The sequence below is a fragment of the Brevibacillus nitrificans genome (genome assembly GCF_003710965.1).
Lineage (GTDB): Bacteria > Bacillota > Bacilli > Brevibacillales > Brevibacillaceae > Brevibacillus > Brevibacillus centrosporus.
The window spans coordinates 1-19,055 of the sequence record NZ_RHHU01000018.1 but is presented as its reverse complement, the minus strand read 5'-3'; the positions used below and the strand labels follow the sequence as shown (position 1 = coordinate 19,055).

Sequence of the window (19,055 nt, the reverse complement as noted above, 5' to 3'; positions counted from 1 at the left end):
GGAGAATGGAAACGAAATCATATGATCTCTACATTGGTGGCGAATGGGTAAAAACAGACAGCTACATTCCTGTCTATCACAAATATACAGGCGAGTGCATCGCGCAGATCGCGAAAGCAGAACAGCATCACGTGTCGGACGCTGTCGAGAAGGCATCGAAAACCTTCAAGCAGGACAGCCTGACTCCCTTCCAGCGCTACAAGATTTTGCTGAAGGCCTCTGAGCTGATGGAAGCTCGCCGCGACGAGATGGAGCTCTCCCTGATCCGGGAGGTCGGCAAAACGCGCAAGGACGCCATGAACGAGCTGGACCGCACCATCAATACCTTGCGCTTGTCTGCGGAGGAAGCGAAAAAGATTCACGGCGAAATGATTCCTTTGCAGGCGACAGAAGGCTCAGAAAACCGTCTGGGCTTTACGATCCGCGTACCAAAGGGCGTAATCGGTGCGATTACCCCGTTCAACTACCCGCTCTTGCTTAGCACGCACAAGATCGCTCCTGCTATCGCTGCAGGAAACACTTTGGTCGTCAAACCGGCTACCGTGACGCCGATTGCCACATTCCTGCTGCTCGAGGTCTTGGAAGAGGCGGGATTGCCTAAAGGCTACATCAACATCGTGACCGGAGCGGGCAGTCAGGTAGGAGAGTGGCTGCTTGACGAAGAGCGGATCGCGATGTACACCTTTACCGGATCAGGCGAGGTTGGCCGCCATATTAAAGAGCGCAGCGGTATGCGTCCAGTAGCGCTGGAGCTGGGGAACAACTCTCCGAATATCGTTCATCTGGATGCCGATCTGGGGCTTGCTGCCCGTCAAACAGCGGCGAGAAGCTTCCACAATGCAGGGCAGGCTTGCATCGCCGTTCAGCGCATTTACGTGCACGAGTCTGTCTTCCAGGAGTTTTCCGAGCTGTACATCGCTGAGGTAAAGCAGCTGAAAGTCGGAAATCCGGAAGACCCGGACACGGATGTAGGTCCAATGATCAGTGAAAAAGAGGCAATCCGCACAGAGGAATGGGTAAACGAAGCCATCAGCGAGGGGGCGACAGCGCTCTTGCCAGTGAAGCGGGAAGGCGCCTTGTTCTATCCAGCGGTTTTGGTGGACACCAAGCCGGAAATGAAAGTCGTCTGCCGAGAAGTGTTTGCTCCTGTTGTAACGATCATTCCGTACAATGATCTCGATGACGCATTTGCCCAAGCCAACAACTCCGAATACGGCCTGCAGGCAGGCATTTTCACCCGCGACCTGAACATTGCGATGAAAGCTGCCCGCGTCCTGGAGTATGGCGGAGTCGTGATCAATGACGTTTCTACCTATCGCAACGATGTCATGCCGTATGGCGGTGTGAAAAACAGCGGTTTGGGCAAGGAGGGTCCTCGCTACGCAGTCGAGGAAATGACAGAAGAGAGGATGGTGGTGATCAATCTATGAACGGACAACTATTGGCAGGAAAAACCGCAGTGGTAACAGGTGCAGCATCAGGCATGGGAAAGGCGATTGCTAAGCTGTTTGCCGAACAGGGAGCGAGCGTCGTACTGGCGGATTTGAACAAAGAAGCAGCAGAGAAGGTCGCACAGGAGCTGCCAGAAGGAAAGGCTCTGCCTGTTCAAACAGATGTATCCGATGATCAGAGTGTGGCAGCGATGATTCAGCAGACCGTTTCGACATTTGGCTCTGTGGATGTACTGGTCAACTGCGCGGGAGTACCACAAGCGTTTACCCCGATCGAGGAGCTGAGTCTGGAGCAGTGGGATCGGACCTTGAACGTGAACACAAAATCCATCTTCCTGACTGCTAGACACGCTGTTCCCCATATGAAAGCGGGCAACAAAGGAAGTATCATCAACATCGCCTCGATTGCAGGCATCCGCGCGCGTCCGGGGCTGAATGCGTACTGCGCTTCCAAAGGTGCGGCGATCATGCTGAGCAAAGCGCTGGCTATCGAGCTGGCTCCGTTCAAGATTCGAGTAAATGTCATCAACCCAGGTCCGGCAGAGACGCCGATGCTTGGCAAATTCATCAACGGGGACGAAGCCGAAGTCGAAGCGGGCAAAAAGGATATTTTTATCAGCAGTGTGCCGCTCGGTACGTTGATTCAACCGGAGGATATTGCGCAAGCCGCTCTGTATCTGGCTTCTGATCTGTCCAAGATCGTGACAGGGGAAGTAATGAATGTAGACGGTGGAAGAGGCATCTAGCCAAATCGATAAAATTTTCATATTATTAAATGAATTCAATGTAATAAAAATAGAATAGACAATCAGGGGGAATTAGAGAGATGTTGCGAAAAAAATGGGGTTTTTTATTATCGGGGCTGCTTTCAGCTTCGATGCTGCTGACAGCATGCGGTGGGGGTGGAGGCGGACAAGCTGCCCAGCCTTCCGGACAAAACAATGGCGGTCAAGCAGCAACGACGGAAGCGCCGAAAAGTGATGGACAAACGTTTGTCTTTAAAGCAGGTCACTCTTTGACAGAAGATCATCCGTATAACCTGGCTCTGAAAAAGATGGCGGAAGATGTGGAGAAGCGCTCCAACGGAAAAGTGAAAATCGAAGTGTACCCGCTGAGCCAGCTGGGTGCGGAACGCGAATTGACGGAAGCGCTTACGCTGGGTACTGCTGACATGTCGATTACTTCTACGGCACCAGTAACCAACTTCTATTCGAAGCTGGGCGTGCTTGACCTGCCTTTCCTGTTTGAAAGCCGGGACCAAGCTTACAAGGTTCTGGACGGAAAAGTGGGGCAGGACATCCTGAAGGACTTGAGCAGTGCAAACCTGGTTGGTCTGGCATGGGCTGAAAACGGTTTCCGCCATATCACAAATGGAACAAAAGACATCAAGACTCCTGCCGATATCCAAGGGATGAAGATTCGCACGCAGGAAAACCCGATTCACCTGGCAGCCTTTGAAGCTTTGGGAGCGAAACCGACGCCAATGGCATGGACGGAAGCACTGACTGCTCTGCAGCAAGGTGTCGTAGATGCCCAGGAAAACCCGGCGATCGTCGCACAAACGTACAAGTTGTACGATTCCAAGCAAACGCATATGTCTTTGACTGGTCATGTGTACTCCGCTGCTTTAATCCTTTTCAGTAAGCCAGTATGGGATAAGCTCCCTGCAGATGTGCAGCAGCTGATTTCCGAAGAGGCAACAAAAGCGGGTCAATACGAGCGCGAGCTGATGATCAAGATGGAAGAGGAAGCGATCAAGGATATCAAATCGAAAGGCGTGACCATCACGGAGGATGTAGACAAGCAAGCGTTCCGCGATGCGATGAAGCCAGTCTATGACAAGTTTTCCGGTCAGTTCGGCAAAGAGCTGGTTGATGAGATCATGAATACGAAGTAAAGGCAGAAGGGAGATGGGCAGCTGAGGCTGCTCTTCTCCTCCGTTTTCCCTGCGAAAGGAGAAACCGTTGTGGGCACTGTTATTACCAAAATCAATCAATTGACTCGCCTCGTCGTTATTTTCATGCTGTCTGTTCTGATCGTGGCTGTTTTTCTCCAGGTACTCTTTCGGTTCTTCCTTGATCAGCCGCTCGCGTGGACAGAGGAGCTGGCGCGCTATTTGCTGATCTGGATTACTTTCCTCGGCTCTGCCTATGCAATGGCCCTTAAAGCCCATATCGGTACCGAGTATATTCAGAAGTTTTTGTCGCCGTTGATGAATAAGATCGTTTTGAGTATCGCGGCGCTGCTCAGCATTTTCTTTTTTGTGGTCATGGTTCAACAGGGGTATGCTCTGGCCGCGCGAAGCATGACACAGACATCTCCCACTCTGCTCGTTCCCATGGGCTACGTCTACATGGTGATTCCGATCAGCGGTGTACTGCTCATCATGAACGTACTCCATGTCACTTGGAAAGACATCACGGGGAAGGAGTGAATCGATTGTGGGGACTGTTCTCTTTTTAACACTATTGGTTCTCCTGATCATTAATGTGCCGATTGCCGTCGCGTTAGGGCTCTCGGTAGTTGTTGCCTTTATGGTTGAGGGAAATATCCCTTTGCTGGTCGTCATTCAAAAAATGTTCAACGGGACCGACTCTTTCCCGTTGATGGCTGTTCCGTTCTTCCTGCTGGCAGGTAAGCTGATGGAGACAGGCGGGATTTCTGCGCGCCTGATCAAGTTTGCGAACACGCTCGTCGGTACTTTGCCGGGTGGATTAGCGATTGTAGCGGTTATGGGTTGTACCTTTTTTGCAGCGATATCCGGTTCCTCGGCAGCGACTACGGCTGCAGTAGGGGGCATTCTCATCCCGCACATGGTCAAAAAAGGGTATGATGTCCGTTTCTCGGCTGCCCTGCACGCAGCGGGCGGTACGATCGGTGTTATGATTCCGCCTAGCGTTCCGATGGTATTGTACGGAGTTGCAGCAAGCACTTCCATTAACGATTTGTTTATTGCCGGTATTGGACCGGGGATTCTCGTAGCGCTTTCTTTGATCGCGTATTCATTTTGGATCAGTAAGAAAAACGGCTGGGGCGGTGGGGAAAAGCATACGCTCTCCGATGTTTGGAAGGCCTTTAAAGAAGCAATTTTGGCTATTCTGATGCCGGTCATTATTTTGGGCGGTATTTACGGTGGAATTTTCACCTCCACAGAAGCGGCAGTCGTAGCCGTTGTATACGGTCTGGTGGTAGGCTTGTTCGTCTACCGGGAAATCAAATGGAAAGACTTGGGTGAAATTTTTTCGAGTTCCGCTACTATGACAGCGGTCATCATGCTGATTATCGCGACGGCCAATGCATTCGGATTTATCATGACCAGGGAAAATATTCCTCAGGAAATTGCCCAATTCATGCTGGGGATTACTGATAGCGCCTTTATTACGCTGTTGATCATCAACGTTTTGTTGCTCATTTTGGGTACGTTTATGGAAACAGCGGTGACCATCATCCTGATGACGCCGATTCTGTTGCCGATTACGAATGCTTTGGGGATTGATCCGGTTTTGTTCGGGGTCATCATGGTCGTCAACTCCGCGATCGGGATGCTGACGCCACCGGTGGGACTGAACCTTTTGGTAGCCGGAAATATCGCGAAGCTGTCCAACTCGGCGATTGAGCGGGCAGCTATCCCGTTCCTGGTTCTCTTGTGCGTCGATCTGATGCTCATCACCTATATTCCAGAAATCAGCTTGTGGCTGGTGAACTTGAGTAAGTAAAGGGAGGCGGCATTACTGTGGATTACATCCAACAATTAAAAGAGTGGCTGGGCAGCGAGCGAGTCACGACGAACCCGACGGTACTCGAGCACCACAGTCATGATGAATCGTACCATACCCCTCACCTGCCGGATGTCGTGGTGTTTCCGCAAAGCGCCCAAGAGGTAAGTGAGATCATGAAGCTGGCAAACGAACAGCATATCGCAGTCACACCATTTGGGTTGGGGAGCAGTCTGGAGGGTCACGCTATCCCGTATCAGGGGGGAATCAGCCTGGATTTCTCGTTGATGAATCAAATTCTGGAGGTGCGGCCGCAGGATTTCCTGGTTCGCGTACAGCCGGGAGTGACGAGGACACAGCTCAACAAGGAATTGAAGAAGCACGGGCTGTTCTTCTCTGTCGATCCTGGAGCTGATGCGACTGTAGGGGGGATGGCTGCCACCAATGCGAGTGGTACGACTTCGGTTCGCTATGGCGTCATGCGCGATCAAGTGCGCGATCTGGAAGTCGTGCTGGCAGATGGGCGAATCATCCACACAGGCAGCATGACCGCAAAGTCCTCATCGGGCTACCATCTGACCGGGCTGTTTGTCGGCTCGGAGGGAACGCTCGGTGCCTTCACGGAATTGACCTTGCGCGTGTACGGGATTCCGGAGGCGACGATGGCGTCACGAGCTTGCTTCCCTACCGTCCAGGATGCAGTAGATACTGTGGTTGATATTCTTTCCGCGGGTGTGCCGGTGGCGAGGATTGAGCTGGTTGATGAACGCTCGATCCGTCAGGTCAATGCATACAAAGAGACAAGCTATCCAGAATACCCTACGCTGTTCATCGAATTTCACGGCAGTGAGCAAGGGCTTGCACATGATATCGATTTCGCTCAAAGCATTGCTGGTGAGCATGGCTGCACGGAGTTTTTGTTTGAGACGGACTCCAAGGCCCGTGCCCAGCTGTGGGATGTGCGGCACAACATGGCGTATGCGTTTATTCACAAGTCGCCTGGCAAGAAAATGATGGTGACAGATGTTTGCCTGCCCTTTTCCGAGCTGGCGGGAGCGGTCGTCGATGCCAGAGAGGCGATAGACCGTTCGGGTTTGGACGGTGCCATCTTAGGCCATGTAGGGGACGGCAACTACCATGTCATCCTGATGATCGATTTGGACAACCCAGACGAAATTGCCCGAGCCGAAGCCTTGAACGCCCATCTCGTAGAATACGCCCTGAGTCGAGGGGGAACGTGCACGGGTGAGCATGGCGTCGGGGTCGGAAAAGCGAAGTACCAGCGCATTGAGCATGGCGAAGCACTCGATGTCATGCAGTCGCTGAAGCAAGCGCTTGATCCAAAGGGAATCCTCAATCCTGGGAAAATCTTCGGAGCGTAATTTCGTTGATCTACTAAGCCTGTATTCTGTGTAACCTACAGAGTGCGGGTTTTTCCTTTTTTCCACGACAAAAGCAGTTCGGGGGACAGGAGAAGCGACTAGAATGTGGAATGTAGAAGTTGGTCATGAAACAACGAATTTACCGATTGCAGGGAGGCACGGAATGAAGCCGATTGTCGAGATTGCCAAAGCAGCAGGTATCGAAGAGCAGGATCTGGAACTGTACGGAAAATTTAAGGCCAAATTATCGGATGAACTTTGGGAAAAGGTAAAGGATCGTCCAGACGGTAAACTGATTCTCGTGACAGCTATGAATCCCAACCCGGCGGGAGCAGGAAAAACGCTCACGACGATCGGGTTGTCCCAATCGCTAAACGCTTTGGGGAAGAAAACCATCGCGGCACTGCGTGAGCCTTCTCTCGGTCCGTGTATGGGAATCAAGGGGGGAGCCACCGGAGGCGGTCAGGCGCAGATTCTCCCAGCCGACGAAATCAATCTTCACTTTACGGGGGATATCCACGCGATCACTTCCGCCCACAATCTGTTGGCTGCCATGATCGATAATCATATATTCCATGGAAATCCGCGTCGCCTAAATCCAAAGAAAATCGTGTGGAAACGGGCGATGGACATGAACGACCGCGCATTGCGAAATATCGTGGTCGGTGTTGGCGATGGAAACGGTATGGTACGGGAAGATGGATTTATGATCACCACAGCCTCCGAAATCATGGCCATTTTGTGCTTGAGCGAAAATCTGGCAGATTTGCGTGAGCGTCTGAACCAGATCATCATTGGCTACGACTTTGATGATGAGCCGGTGCGTGCCGAAGAAATTCATGCCGTAGAAGCAATGTGTGTGCTTTTGAAAGAAGCTATCAAACCCAATCTCGTGCAAACCATCGAAGGAACACCCGTTTTGGTTCATGGGGGGCCTTTTGCCAATATTGCGCATGGCTGCAGCAGTGTCATCGCTACGAAAACGGCACTCAAGCTGGCGGATTACGTGGTGACAGAGGCGGGCTTCGGTGCAGACCTGGGAGCAGAGAAGTTTTTTGATATCAAGTGCAGAAAGGCCGGACTGACTCCTGCAGCGGCGGTCGTCGTGATCACCGTGAGGGCCTTGAAATACAACGGCGGAGTGAAAGTGTCTGACCTGTCTGTAGCCAATTTGGAAGCGCTGGAGCGTGGGTTTGCCAACGTTCGCCGTCATATCGAGAACCTGAAAAAATTCGGGGTGCCTACCGTGGTGGCTATCAATCATTTCACGACAGACACGCAAGAAGAAATAGATGCAGTGGTGGCCTTCTGCCAACAGCTGGGCGTGGAAGCGGCACTCTCAGATGTATGGGCAGAGGGCAGCAAAGGTGGAATCGAGCTGGCTGAAAAAGTGGCTCGTGCAGCTGAACAGCCATCGACCTTCCGTTTTCTTTATGAGGAAAACCAAACGACCAAGCAAAAGATGGAAACGGTCGTAAAAGAAATCTATCGAGGCTCGGACGTTGTTTTTTCGCCGTCAGCACTGAAAACCTTGCAAAAAATCGAGGAAATGGGTCTCACGCATTTCCCTGTCTGCATGGCAAAGACACCGTACTCTTTTACGGATCGGGCGGATGTATTGGGTGCTCCAACGGATTTCACCATCTCCGTCAGTGAAATCCGCATTTCAGCAGGGGCTGGTTTCATTGTGGCACTCACGGGAAGTCTGGTTACGATGCCTGGTTTGCCGAAAAAGCCTGCAGCGGAATCGCTCTACGTCGACGAGGATGGCAACATAGTAGGACTGAGCTAAGTAAAATGAAGATGGTAGAGAAGCTGGGGGCGCATCATGGCCTCCAGCTTTTTTGACTGGGGAGGGAAGCGGGTGAGAGCCAACTGGGCAAATGGGCGAACGTCCTGCCAGCCCATATCATACGGATAGGGAGTAGGGAAATTTGCAGTAAAGTGGGGCTGAAGCAAGAATGACGCTTTATCTTGATTATAAATCGCCTTCTATCCAATACTTCGATGATATCAATCGCAACAGGCTCTTTACGAAGGATGGGCAAAACTACATTAATGTGTTATCTACACAAACGCTCAATTCCTTGGACAATGTCTCCCTTCTAGATATCTTTCTGAGTCAGGGAAACGTGGTAGAGCCGCACTACCATCAGAATGCCGCGGAGCTCGTGTATTGTGTGTCAGGCGCGGCGAATGTCTCGTTCATCAATCCGTTTACGAATGAAGTATCTACGTACCACATCATGCCTGGTCAAGTGACGAACATCCCGCAAGGCTGGTGGCACTGGGAGATCGCGACAGTAGACAATACGCATCTCATCGCCATCTTTAATGCTCCGATCCCTGAGGTTATCCTAGGCTCGGATATTTTGCGTTTAACGCCAAGCGACGTCATGGCTCATACGTACTGTCTGAACGAAGGGCAATGGAGGGAGACGGTGGCGCCGATCCAGGCATCGACTTTCATTGGGCCACCCGTGAATTGCCATCAGGGGCACATCCAAGGTCAGATGCAGCAACAGCCGCAAGTATACGGCTACCAGCTACCTTATCAGCAACCGCAGCATCAGATGATGCAGCCTCCCTACGGACAACCGCAGGGAATGTATCCTTCTGCCCAGGGATACCCCCAGCAATATTGGTAAGTTTTTGCGCAGCCGTCTGAAATCTAGGCGGCTAGTCTCTTTTCTTTTTCATGCAAACAGTGGTAATTTAATCCATATACATATGGCGAATGTGTCAGGGACGGGGGGCGAGGATAATGGGCTTGTTTGATGGTTTGATGGGAAATGCGTCGGAGGTCAGCGTCGCAGAGGCACAGAACGAGTTTGGGCATCTGCTTGGGAGAAATGAACGAATCGAAAAAGCCTACAAGCTGATCAGGGATCTTTTTCTGTTTACGGACAAACGATTGATCCTGATCGACAAACAGGGACTTACAGGGAAAAAGGTGGAGTATCATTCCGTTCCCTACAAAAGCATTACGCATTTCAGTGTGGAGACAGCGGGCAGCTTTGACCTCGATGCTGAACTTACGATATACATCTCGGGTAGCCAAATGCCGCTTCAACGCCAGTTTAACAAAAACCTAAACATATTTGAGGTGCAAAGTGTCCTAGCTGATTATGTGCTGAAGTGATGGAGATGGGTGAATTTGGCTGGCCCTTATAAGACAGTCTGCTATTTGCAATTTCATAAGATCCGTGTTACGATTACAGCTATGTTCTTTGTGGGGTGCTTTTGTACAATCGGGGATAAGAGGGCATGTTCCGGATCGTAAGGAATAGTGCCCTTTTTTAGTGAGATATTTATAGAAGAAGGTTTTTGAAAAAGGAGACTGAAAAGCATTGAGTACTTTTTTTGATTTTGGTTTACATCACTCTATCGTTAGAGCGTTGAGCAATATGGGATTTGAAGAAGCTACAGCCATTCAGGATCAAACCGTTCCGGTTGCACTGCAAGGACGGGATTTGATCGGGCAAGCCCAGACTGGTACGGGGAAAACAGCAGCGTTTGGTATTCCGTTGGTCGAAAGATTGGATGAAGAAAACGGCAATATCCAAGGTGTGGTTCTGACACCAACTCGTGAGCTGGCTGTGCAAGTAGCGGAGGAAATTAACAAGATCGCTCAATTCAAGAAAATCACAGCTTTGCCGATCTACGGTGGTCAAGACATCACTCGTCAGATCAAGGCGTTGAAAAAGCGTCCGCAAATCATCGTAGCTACACCTGGCCGTTTCATGGATCACATGAGAAGAAGAACGATCCGCCTGGATGCGATCGAAATCGTTGTATTGGACGAAGCAGATGAAATGCTGAACATGGGCTTCATCGATGACATCAAGGAAATTCTGAAGGAAGTGCCAGAAAACCGTCAAACGCTGTTGTTCTCGGCGACAATGCCACGTGCGATTCAAGAAATCGCGCAGCAATTCATGACGGATCCTACTCTCATTTCCGTAAAGCCGAAAGAAGTAACTGTTCCAAACATTGAGCAGCAATATATGGAAGTAGCGGAGAAGCAAAAGTTTGATGTGCTCTGCCGTCTGCTCGATATCCATTCCCCTGAGCTGGCGATCATCTTTGGTCGCACCAAGCGCAGAGTGGATGAGCTCTCCGAGGCTTTGACCAAGCGTGGCTACGGAGCAGAAGGAATTCACGGCGACTTGAACCAGGCAAAGCGCGACAGCGTGCTGCGCAAATTTAAAGAAGGCACCATCGAAGTGCTGGTAGCAACAGACGTTGCTGCTCGCGGTTTGGATATCAGCGGGGTTACCCACGTATTCAACTTCGATATTCCGCAAGACTCCGAAAGCTACGTTCACCGTATCGGCAGAACGGGTCGTGCAGGGAAAACAGGTCTTGCGATCACCTTCGTATCTCCTCGTGAAATCGACCATCTGCGTCTGATCGAGCGTGCAACAAACCGTCGCATGGAGCGCCGTTCTGTGCCATCGATGTCTGAGGCAATGGAAGGTCAACAACGTATGGCTGTGGAGAAAATGCTGGAGGCAGCAGGCAGAGAAAATCTGCAAGCCTACAAAACATTGGCTGAACAGCTGCTGGAGGACGTTGATTCCGTAACACTCGTGTCCGCAGCTCTGAAGCTCTTGACGAAGGAACCGGATCTGACGCCAGTTCGCCTCACAGAAGAAGCACCGCTTCGTGTCAGCAAGAAGAAGTTCCCTCCAAAAGGAAAAGGTACTTCCGGTGGCTATGGTGCGAAGAGACCACAACGTCCACGTACGGGAGAATCCCGCCCACGCAGCGGTGAGTTCCGCCCTCGTTCCGGTGAATCCCGTCCACGTACAGGAGATTCCCGTCCTCGTGGTGACAGACAGCGCTAATTGAAAAGATGATGACAGGCAAGGCCTCCGCTAAAGCGGGGGTCTTTTTTATTGAATCAGAAAGGATAAACGACGTGAGCCATCCCCCCCTTTTCCTCCTTCTCCACCACAACTTCACCGACCACTTAACCTAAGGACGCGGGCGCACTTCAACTTCCCGCGTTTTTCTTATTCGTTTCTTCACTTGAATGATACATCCTTTGATTTTTTCAATTAACTTTTGTCAACATTAATCGAGACAACATAGCCTTTTGATTTTGTTGTGGCGCAGATGTAAACGCTTTATATTTGAAGCAAGCAAACATACTTTTTAATTCTGTCATGAACAAATAGATTCAGGCAAAGGAGGGTCCTGTATGGGGAAAGTAGCCACAAACAATCAAGGTTCGGGTGGATTGCGAGTCTCGGTACAAAAATTTGGCCGCTTTTTGAGTGCGATGGTCATGCCGAACATTGGAGCTTTCATCGCGTGGGGTCTGATTACTGCGCTCTTTATTCCGACGGGCTGGTTACCAAATGAAAGTCTGGCAAAATTGGTCGATCCGACGATCAAGTATCTCCTGCCGCTGTTGATCGGGTATACAGGTGGTAAAATGATCCACGATGTCCGAGGCGGTGTCGTCGGGGCCATTGCAACAATGGGTGTCATCGTCGGTACAGACATCCCGATGTTTATGGGAGCCATGATTATGGGTCCGATCGGCGGTTGGGTCATGAAAAAAGTGGACCAGTCGCTGGAAGGAAAGATTAAGTCCGGATTTGAAATGCTGGTCAACAACTTCTCTGCAGGGATTCTTGGGGCGCTGCTGACGCTGCTGGCTTTCCTCGCGATTGGTCCTGTCGTAGAAGGTCTGAGCAAAGCGCTCGCTGCTGGCGTACAAGTCATCGTCAATGCAGGATTGTTACCGCTTGCAAGCATTTTCATTGAACCTGCGAAAATATTGTTCTTAAATAACGCCATTAACCACGGTATCTTAAGTCCAATCGGGCTGGATGAAGCGTCAAAAGTCGGTAAGTCCATCTTCTTCTTGCTGGAAACCAACCCTGGTCCAGGACTGGGTATCCTGCTCGCGTACTGGCTGGTGGGTCGGGGCAATGCGAAGCAATCTGCTCCGGGCGCTGTGATCATTCACTTCTTTGGTGGGATTCATGAGATTTACTTCCCGTACATTTTGATGAACCCACGCTTGATTTTGGCGGTAATTGGCGGCGGTATGGCTGGTGTGTTCACCTTTACTCTGCTGGGTGCAGGATTGGTAGCGCCACCATCTCCTGGTAGTATCTTCGCTCTCTCTGCGATGGCCCCACGTGGAGGATTGCTCCCTGTTTGGGCAGGTGTGATTGTGGCGACCGTCGTATCTTTCGTGATCGCCTCGGCTTTGCTGAAAATGAGCAGCAAAAATGAGGACGAGGAATTGGAGAAAGCGACAGAGAAAATGCAAGAGCTGAAAGGTAAAAAACAGCAAGCAGTAGAAACTGGAGAAGTAGCGGCAACTGCAACTACAGCTCAAATCGCTGCTTCCGATGTGAAAAAAGTAGTCTTCTCGTGCGATGCCGGTATGGGGTCGAGCGCGATGGGAGCTGCGGCTCTGCGGAAGAAATTTAAAGCTGCCGGGCTGGAGGAAATTACGGTAATCAATACCGCGATCAACGACATTCCGACGGATGCAGACATTGTTATTACCCATAAATCGCTGACGGAGCGCGCGATTGCAAAGGCACCTGAAGCGGAACATATTTCGATTGATAACTTTTTGAATAGCCCGGAATACGACAATTTGGTCAAACGTCTGAGCTAAAGGGAACCAACGCTAGTGCGAGCTAGCGTTTTCCCTCTTTTCTGCGAAGGGAAGGTGGAACCTTGCGGGTATCTTCACGTCAACGAGCCATCATCGAGATTTTGCTGCAAGTACAAAAGGACAGCCTGACTGTAGGGGCTGTCGCCGAGCAGATAGGAGTCAGCGCACGCACCATTCATCGGGAATTGGATGTGCTTGCAGCCTTTTTTGAACAGCATGGATTGAAACTGGTACGAAAGGCGGGCGCAGGCGTAGAGGTAGTGGGGACGCAGGAGGAGAAGCAGTCGCTGCGCATCAACATCCTTCACCAGACTACGACCGAGTACACGCCGCAGGAAAGAAAAGTCCTGATTTTGTGTGCACTTCTGGAGGCGACGGAGCCAGTGAAGCTGATTTCGCTGGCCTTGGACTTGAAGGTGACGACGGCAACCATCAGTCACGATTTGGACGATCTGGAGCTGATGCTGTCTCAGTACGAGCTTAGCCTGTTGCGAAAAAGGGGCTATGGCGTTGAACTGAACGGTTCCGAATCCTCCAAGCGTCGTGCCATTAGCCGGCTGCTATCGGATCATCTGGACGACCATCAAGTCATCGAGATTATTCGGGATAACATTCAGAACAAGAACCTGCGGGATGTCGATTCGATTTCAGAACGTCTTTTGGGCCTGATTGACCGGGAAAAGCTGATCAAAGTGGAAAATGCGCTGAGTCATTTGGAAGAAGAGCTGCCGTACTCGCTTGCAGATAGTGCGTACATTGGTCTGGTTACCCATCTGGCTTTGGCTGTAGAGAGGGTCGAAAAAGGTGAAAACATTCATTTCGACGAGCTAACGCTAAACGAGCTGATGGGAACCTCCGAATACGAGGCTGCCCAAACCATCATGGAAAGGCTGAAGCAGACGTTCGATATGGAGATTCCCGCCGCCGAGGTCGGCTACATCACGATGCATCTGCGCGGAGCCAAGCTGAGAAATTCCCAGGATGAGTCGCTGTGGCCGGAAAATGCAGAGCTGTTCGTGGCCACCCAGCAGCTGATTCAGCTCTGCGAGGAGCGGTTGGGAATCCCTCTTCGGGGGGATACTTCTTTGTTCCATGGGCTTTTGACCCATCTGGAGCCGGCCCATTATCGGTTAAAACGAAAGATGGAAATCAGAAACCCTATCCTGGAGCAGATCAAGCAGAATTATCCTGAGTTGTTCGCGGTCGCCAAGGAGGCGGCGGAGAAAATATTCCCTGACCTGCACGTGCCGGAAGAGGAAGTCGGCTATCTGGTGATGCATTTGGGAGCTGCCTTGGAGAGGACAAAGCAGGAGCAGCAGCGATATCGGGCGCTTGTCGTATGCTCCAGCGGCATCGGGTCGTCCAAGATTTTGGCGACGCGGATTCGCCGGGAAATCCCAGAGATCGTCAGCCTGCAAAATCTGTCCTTGTTTGAGCTCGGTCGTGTTCCCGAGAGTGAATATGACCTGATCATTTCCACCATCCCGCTGCCAGCAAGTCCAATGGAATATGTGGTAGTCAGTCCGCTGCTGCCGCAAGAGGACATTCAAAAGATCAAGTATTACTTGCTGAATGCGGGACAATCGCGAAAAGCAAACGGGGAAGGGACAGGGACAGAGCGGCTGCTTGAGGTGGATCAGGCTAGTCAGCAATTGAAGGTGTTGAGTCAATATACCCGGTATGCCCACGAATTGGTGGAGGGGATGTTGGTGCGGACCTGGAATAACCGCGCAAAAACGATGGAACAGACGCTGAGCGCGATCGTGGGCGAACTGGAGAAAAGCAGCAGCATTCACGAGGTGCATACGGTCGTTGCCCACTTGCTGGCCCGAGAAAAGCTGGGTGGTCTGGGGATACCCGGTACCTCTATGGCTTTGTTTCACGCCAAAAGCGATGCCGTCGCAAAGGTGTCGTTCACCGTACATCTGCTTGAGGAGCCTGTCTCCTTGAGGTCGATGGACGAGGAAGTCATGTCGGCTCGCATCCTGCTCTTGCTGCTAAGCCCCAATGGCACGCCGCGAGAAGGGCTGGAAGTACTGAGTGAGATCAGCTCGATGCTGATTGAGGAAGAAGTGCAGAAGTTGATGGAATCAGGAGAAGGACAGCGCATCATGGAAGAGATAGCAGGCAGGCTTTATAGCTATTGCCTGAAAAAGACAGGATTGGAGAGAGTAAAATGAGCAACGTACTGACAGCAGAAAAAATCATGATGAACGCAAAGGTAGCGAGCAAAGAAGAAGGCATCCGTCTGGCAGGAGAATTGTTGGTAAAGGGAGGACATGTCAGCGCGGCTTACATCGATAAAATGCAGGAAAGAGAAGCACTTGCGACGACTTATATCGGTAGTGGGGTAGCCATTCCTCATGGCACGAATGAAGCGAAGCAAGAGATCCTGTCTACGGGCATTTCCATCGTGCAGGTTCCAGATGGCGTCGATTTTGGGGAAGGCAATACAGCCTATTTGCTGATCGGGATTGCAGCCATCGGCGACGAGCATCTGGAGGTTCTCTCCAATATTGCGGTGATTTGCTCGGAGGAGGAAAATGTCACTCGCGCGGTTCAGGCAAAAACGCCGGAAGAAATCATTGCCCTGTTTGCAGAAGGGGAGTGAAGAGAGATGATCGCGGTACATTTTGGAGCGGGGAATATCGGGCGTGGGTTTATTGGCCAACTGTTGAATCAGGCCGGCTATGAAGTAGTGTTTGTCGACGTCAATCAAGAGCTGGTTGATGAGCTGAACCTCCGTCAGTCGTATGAGGTGCAGCTTGCAACGGAAGGAGCGCCACTTTCACAAGTAACAGGCGTGCGTGCTATTTTGGGCAAAGACATCGAGACCGTCGCCCAAACGATTGCCCAGGCAGATTTGGTTACGACTGCTGTGGGTCCATCTATTTTGCCGCATATCGCAGGTGCGATCGCAGAAGGCATCTCCAAAAGGCTTGCGGGAGAGGCGCGTGCATTAAATGTGATCGCCTGCGAAAACATGATCGGCGGCAGCCAGCAGCTGAAAGGCTACGTCTACGGCTTTATGAGTCCAGAAGATCAAAGCAAGGCAGATGAATGGGTCGCCTTTCCAAATGCAGCTGTAGACCGGATTGTTCCCTTGCAAAAGCATGCGGACAAACTGCGAGTGACGGTTGAGCCATTTTTCGAATGGGTTGTGGATCAGTCGCAGATCAAGGGAGAGGTGCCTGCTATTGAAGGGGTTACCTATGTATCGGATCTGGCTCCGTATATCGAACGCAAGCTGTTTACTGTAAATACCGGGCATGCTGTTATCGCGTATTTAGGCTATCTGTACGGATATGGAACCATTGACGAGGCCTTGCAGGATCAAGAAATCCAGCAGGCAATCCGGGGAGCGCTCCAGGAGACCGGGGAGCTGCTTCAGAAAAAATATCACTTCGAGAAGGAAACACACGAAGCGTATGTAGAAAAGATTTTGGGAAGGTATTCCAATCGAATGCTTGCTGACCATGTCACACGGGTAGCCCGATCACCCATTCGCAAGCTGTCGCCCAATGATCGCCTGGTAGGGCCAGCGACGCAATGTGTAGAGCGCGGCATTTCCGCAGAGTACCTGGGATTGGCGATTGCGGCAGCTTTGTTGTTTGACTACCTAGAGGACCCAGAAGCGATGCAGATTCAATCGGATCGTAAGCAGAACGGCTTTGCGCACGCGATGCAAAGCTATACAGGCATTTCCGAGGAAAGTCCACTAGGGGCCATCGTAACGAAGCACGCACGCACGCTCCAAGACCGAATCATCTCAAACTAGGAAAGGAGGAGTAGGGATGTCTCAAAAAATCGTAGGTGTCAAGGCTTCCGCAGGGATTGCGATCGGAAAGGTGTTTTTGCTTGCCAATCCAAAGCTCGCGATTACAACGATGTCCATCGAAGATCCACAGGCAGAAGTCCAACGTTTTCACGATGCGCTGGCAAAGGCCAAAGCGGATTTGGAAGGGATCGCCTCGCATGTGGAAAAAGAGATGGGGGCGGACAAGGCAGACATTTTCAAGGCGCATCTCCTCGTGCTGGAGGACCCGGAGCTGGTGGATACGATCCAGGGGAAAATCGTTTCGGATCGCGTCAATGCTGAGAGCGCCTTGGATGAAGTTTCCCAAGGATTCATCCAGTTGTTTGAGCAAATGGACAACGAATACATGCGAGAGCGGGCTGCTGATATTCGGGATGTGACCAAACGCGTCCTCTCCTACCTGTTGGGTGTCGAGTTTGCGACTCCTGCACATTTGACAGAAGAGGTCATCGTGGTGGCAGAGGATTTAACGCCCTCGGATACAGCGCAGCTAGACCGCCGTTATGTGAAGGGATTTGTGACCGACATCGGTGGACGTACGTCTCATTCGGCGATTATGGCGCGTTCTCTGGAAATTCCCGCAGTCGTTGGTACGAGAGAGATCACCCGACTCACCGCTGCTTCTTCCACAGCCATTGTAGATGGTCACGAGGGTATTGTCATTCTCGATCCAACGGACGAGGAGATTGCCTTTTATCAGCGTAAGCAAAAGGAATACGACGAGGAAAAGACGGAACTGCTCAAGCTGGTCCACCAAAAAACAGTCACGACCGACCAACAGCATGTGGAGCTTGCCGCGAACATCGGCAGCCCGCAGGATCTGGCAGGTGTGCTCGCGAATGGGGCAGAAGGAGTGGGGCTGTTCCGCACCGAGTTCCTCTATATGGGACGAGAGAATTTCCCTACAGAAGAGGAGCAGTATCTCGCGTACCAGCAGGTGCTTGCGCAGATGGAAGGCAAACCGGTGGTCATCCGTACGCTTGATATCGGTGGAGATAAGCAGCTCTCCTATCTCGATATGCCTGAGGAATTGAATCCTTTCCTAGGGTTTCGAGCGATCCGGCTCTGCCTGGACAATCAGGAGCTGTTCAGGACCCAGCTGCGTGCTTTGCTGCGGGCCAGCGTATCGGGCAATTTGAAAATCATGTTTCCGATGATTGCGACCCTCGAGGAGTTCCGTGAGGCGAAGAGCATTCTGGAGGAAGAAAAGCGCGGACTGCTGGAGAAGGGCATCGCTGTCTCCGAACAGATCGAAGTGGGAATCATGATCGAAATCCCTGCAGCAGCCATGATGGCGGATCAGTTCGCGAACGAAGTGGACTTCTTTAGTATTGGAACCAATGATCTGATTCAGTATACGATGGCAGCAGACCGTATGAATGAGCGAGTGGCTTATCTGTACCAGCCGTATCATCCAGCGGTTCTGCGATTGATTCACCTAGTGATCAAGGCTGCTCATGAAAAAGGAAAATGGGTAGGCATGTGCGGGGAAATGGCCGGGGATCCAATCGCGATTCCGATCTTGCTGGGAATGGGATTAGACGAATTCAGCATGAGTGCCGTCAGTATTTTGCCTGCACGTGGGCAGCTTGGCCGCATGAGTAAGGAAGAAGCGGCAAAACATACTACTACCATTCTTTCGATGAGCTCGTCCCAGCAGGTGGAGGAGTTTGTCCGACGTACTTTTCATCAATTGGACAACTAAGGAGGTGCAACCAGATGGAACAGAAGAATGTTGTTGTGCAGCTATCCCAAGGCTTGCATGCTAGACCCGCTGCTACTTTTGTGAAAGCCGCGACATCCTTTTCAAGCGAGATTAAGCTCGTAAAAAAAGAGAAGACCGTCAATGGCAAAAGCATCATGGGTATCATGGCGGCGGCTATTGGAAAAGGCGAAGAAATTACGTTGATCGCAGATGGCATGGACGAGAAGGAAGCGATCGTTGCATTGGAAAAGCTGCTGGTCGAAGGCGAATAGACGAGACTTACTCACAGCAAAGCCCCTTATGAACAAGGGGCTTTTTCGTATTATCAGGTCAGC

General features: G+C 51.3%; 16 protein-coding genes. All 16 read left to right on the top strand.

Features of this window, described 5'->3' with window-relative positions:
- The first annotated feature begins 5 nt into the window (after window positions 1-5).
- The 16 genes from EDM59_RS25705 (at window position 6) to EDM59_RS25630 (ending at window position 18,992) form a co-directional block, all read left to right on the top strand.
- Window positions 6-1,430 (top strand): aldehyde dehydrogenase family protein, encoded by a 1,425-nt coding sequence (locus tag EDM59_RS25705; protein WP_122926279.1) that lies wholly within the window; start codon window positions 6-8, stop codon window positions 1,428-1,430.
- The gene (locus tag EDM59_RS25700) at window positions 1,427-2,197 is read left to right on the top strand and encodes an SDR family oxidoreductase (protein WP_122926278.1); all 771 of its coding nucleotides are present in this window, start codon (window positions 1,427-1,429) and stop codon (window positions 2,195-2,197) included. The genes EDM59_RS25705 and EDM59_RS25700 overlap by 4 nt, the downstream gene beginning before the upstream one ends.
- A gap of 80 nt (window positions 2,198-2,277) precedes the next feature.
- On the top strand, window positions 2,278-3,348 hold the full coding sequence (locus EDM59_RS25695; RefSeq protein ID WP_122926277.1) for a TRAP transporter substrate-binding protein: 1,071 nt from the start codon (window positions 2,278-2,280) through the stop codon (window positions 3,346-3,348).
- 69 nt (window positions 3,349-3,417) lie between these two features.
- Window positions 3,418-3,885, top strand: coding sequence for a TRAP transporter small permease (locus EDM59_RS25690; RefSeq protein WP_122926276.1), 468 nt, complete (start codon window positions 3,418-3,420; stop codon window positions 3,883-3,885).
- A 7-nt stretch (window positions 3,886-3,892) separates the two neighbouring features.
- Complete coding sequence (locus EDM59_RS25685; protein WP_122926275.1) at window positions 3,893-5,167, top strand: TRAP transporter large permease; 1,275 nt, start codon at window positions 3,893-3,895, stop codon at window positions 5,165-5,167.
- 17 nt (window positions 5,168-5,184) lie between these two features.
- The gene (locus EDM59_RS25680; RefSeq protein ID WP_122926274.1) at window positions 5,185-6,549 is read left to right on the top strand and encodes an FAD-binding oxidoreductase; all 1,365 of its coding nucleotides are present in this window, start codon (window positions 5,185-5,187) and stop codon (window positions 6,547-6,549) included.
- Window positions 6,550-6,712: 163 nt separating this feature from the next.
- On the top strand, window positions 6,713-8,341 hold the full coding sequence (locus tag EDM59_RS25675) for a formate--tetrahydrofolate ligase (protein ID WP_246011244.1): 1,629 nt from the start codon (window positions 6,713-6,715) through the stop codon (window positions 8,339-8,341).
- Window positions 8,342-8,510: 169 nt separating this feature from the next.
- On the top strand, window positions 8,511-9,197 hold the full coding sequence (locus tag EDM59_RS25670) for a cupin domain-containing protein (RefSeq protein WP_122926272.1): 687 nt from the start codon (window positions 8,511-8,513) through the stop codon (window positions 9,195-9,197).
- A 116-nt stretch (window positions 9,198-9,313) separates the two neighbouring features.
- Complete coding sequence (locus EDM59_RS25665) at window positions 9,314-9,691, top strand: PH domain-containing protein (protein ID WP_122926271.1); 378 nt, start codon at window positions 9,314-9,316, stop codon at window positions 9,689-9,691.
- A gap of 208 nt (window positions 9,692-9,899) precedes the next feature.
- Window positions 9,900-11,399 carry a degradosome RNA helicase CshA gene (cshA, locus tag EDM59_RS25660; RefSeq protein WP_122926270.1) on the top strand — a complete coding sequence of 500 codons (1,500 nt, stop codon included), beginning with the start codon at window positions 9,900-9,902 and terminating at the stop codon, window positions 11,397-11,399.
- A 356-nt stretch (window positions 11,400-11,755) separates the two neighbouring features.
- Entirely contained in the window at window positions 11,756-13,198 is a 1,443-nt protein-coding gene (locus tag EDM59_RS25655; RefSeq protein ID WP_122926269.1) for a PTS mannitol transporter subunit IIBC, read from the top strand.
- A 62-nt stretch (window positions 13,199-13,260) separates the two neighbouring features.
- A complete protein-coding gene (locus EDM59_RS25650) occupies window positions 13,261-15,378 on the top strand; it encodes a BglG family transcription antiterminator (protein WP_122926268.1) in 2,118 nt (705 codons plus the stop codon).
- Complete coding sequence (locus EDM59_RS25645; RefSeq protein ID WP_092268415.1) at window positions 15,375-15,809, top strand: PTS mannitol transporter subunit IIA; 435 nt, start codon at window positions 15,375-15,377, stop codon at window positions 15,807-15,809. The genes EDM59_RS25650 and EDM59_RS25645 overlap by 4 nt, the downstream gene beginning before the upstream one ends.
- Window positions 15,810-15,815: 6 nt before the next feature.
- A complete protein-coding gene (locus EDM59_RS25640) occupies window positions 15,816-16,976 on the top strand; it encodes a mannitol-1-phosphate 5-dehydrogenase (RefSeq protein WP_122926267.1) in 1,161 nt (386 codons plus the stop codon).
- Between the two features lie 16 nt (window positions 16,977-16,992).
- Entirely contained in the window at window positions 16,993-18,720 is a 1,728-nt protein-coding gene (ptsP, locus tag EDM59_RS25635) for a phosphoenolpyruvate--protein phosphotransferase (protein ID WP_122926266.1), read from the top strand.
- 14 nt (window positions 18,721-18,734) lie between these two features.
- On the top strand, window positions 18,735-18,992 hold the full coding sequence (locus tag EDM59_RS25630) for an HPr family phosphocarrier protein (protein ID WP_122926265.1): 258 nt from the start codon (window positions 18,735-18,737) through the stop codon (window positions 18,990-18,992).
- Window positions 18,993-19,055: the final 63 nt, after the last annotated feature.

Coding starts and splice junctions, on each gene's coding strand:
- EDM59_RS25705 (WP_122926279.1), top strand. CDS start 6: ATGGAAACGAAATCATATGATCTCTACATTGGTGGCGAATGGGTAAAA.
- EDM59_RS25700 (WP_122926278.1), top strand. CDS start 1,427: ATGAACGGACAACTATTGGCAGGAAAAACCGCAGTGGTAACAGGTGCA.
- EDM59_RS25695 (WP_122926277.1), top strand. CDS start 2,278: ATGTTGCGAAAAAAATGGGGTTTTTTATTATCGGGGCTGCTTTCAGCT.
- EDM59_RS25675 (WP_246011244.1), top strand. CDS start 6,713: ATGAAGCCGATTGTCGAGATTGCCAAAGCAGCAGGTATCGAAGAGCAG.
- EDM59_RS25670 (WP_122926272.1), top strand. CDS start 8,511: ATGACGCTTTATCTTGATTATAAATCGCCTTCTATCCAATACTTCGAT.
- EDM59_RS25665 (WP_122926271.1), top strand. CDS start 9,314: ATGGGCTTGTTTGATGGTTTGATGGGAAATGCGTCGGAGGTCAGCGTC.
- EDM59_RS25655 (WP_122926269.1), top strand. CDS start 11,756: ATGGGGAAAGTAGCCACAAACAATCAAGGTTCGGGTGGATTGCGAGTC.
- EDM59_RS25645 (WP_092268415.1), top strand. CDS start 15,375: ATGAGCAACGTACTGACAGCAGAAAAAATCATGATGAACGCAAAGGTA.
- EDM59_RS25640 (WP_122926267.1), top strand. CDS start 15,816: ATGATCGCGGTACATTTTGGAGCGGGGAATATCGGGCGTGGGTTTATT.
- ptsP (WP_122926266.1), top strand. CDS start 16,993: ATGTCTCAAAAAATCGTAGGTGTCAAGGCTTCCGCAGGGATTGCGATC.
- EDM59_RS25630 (WP_122926265.1), top strand. CDS start 18,735: ATGGAACAGAAGAATGTTGTTGTGCAGCTATCCCAAGGCTTGCATGCT.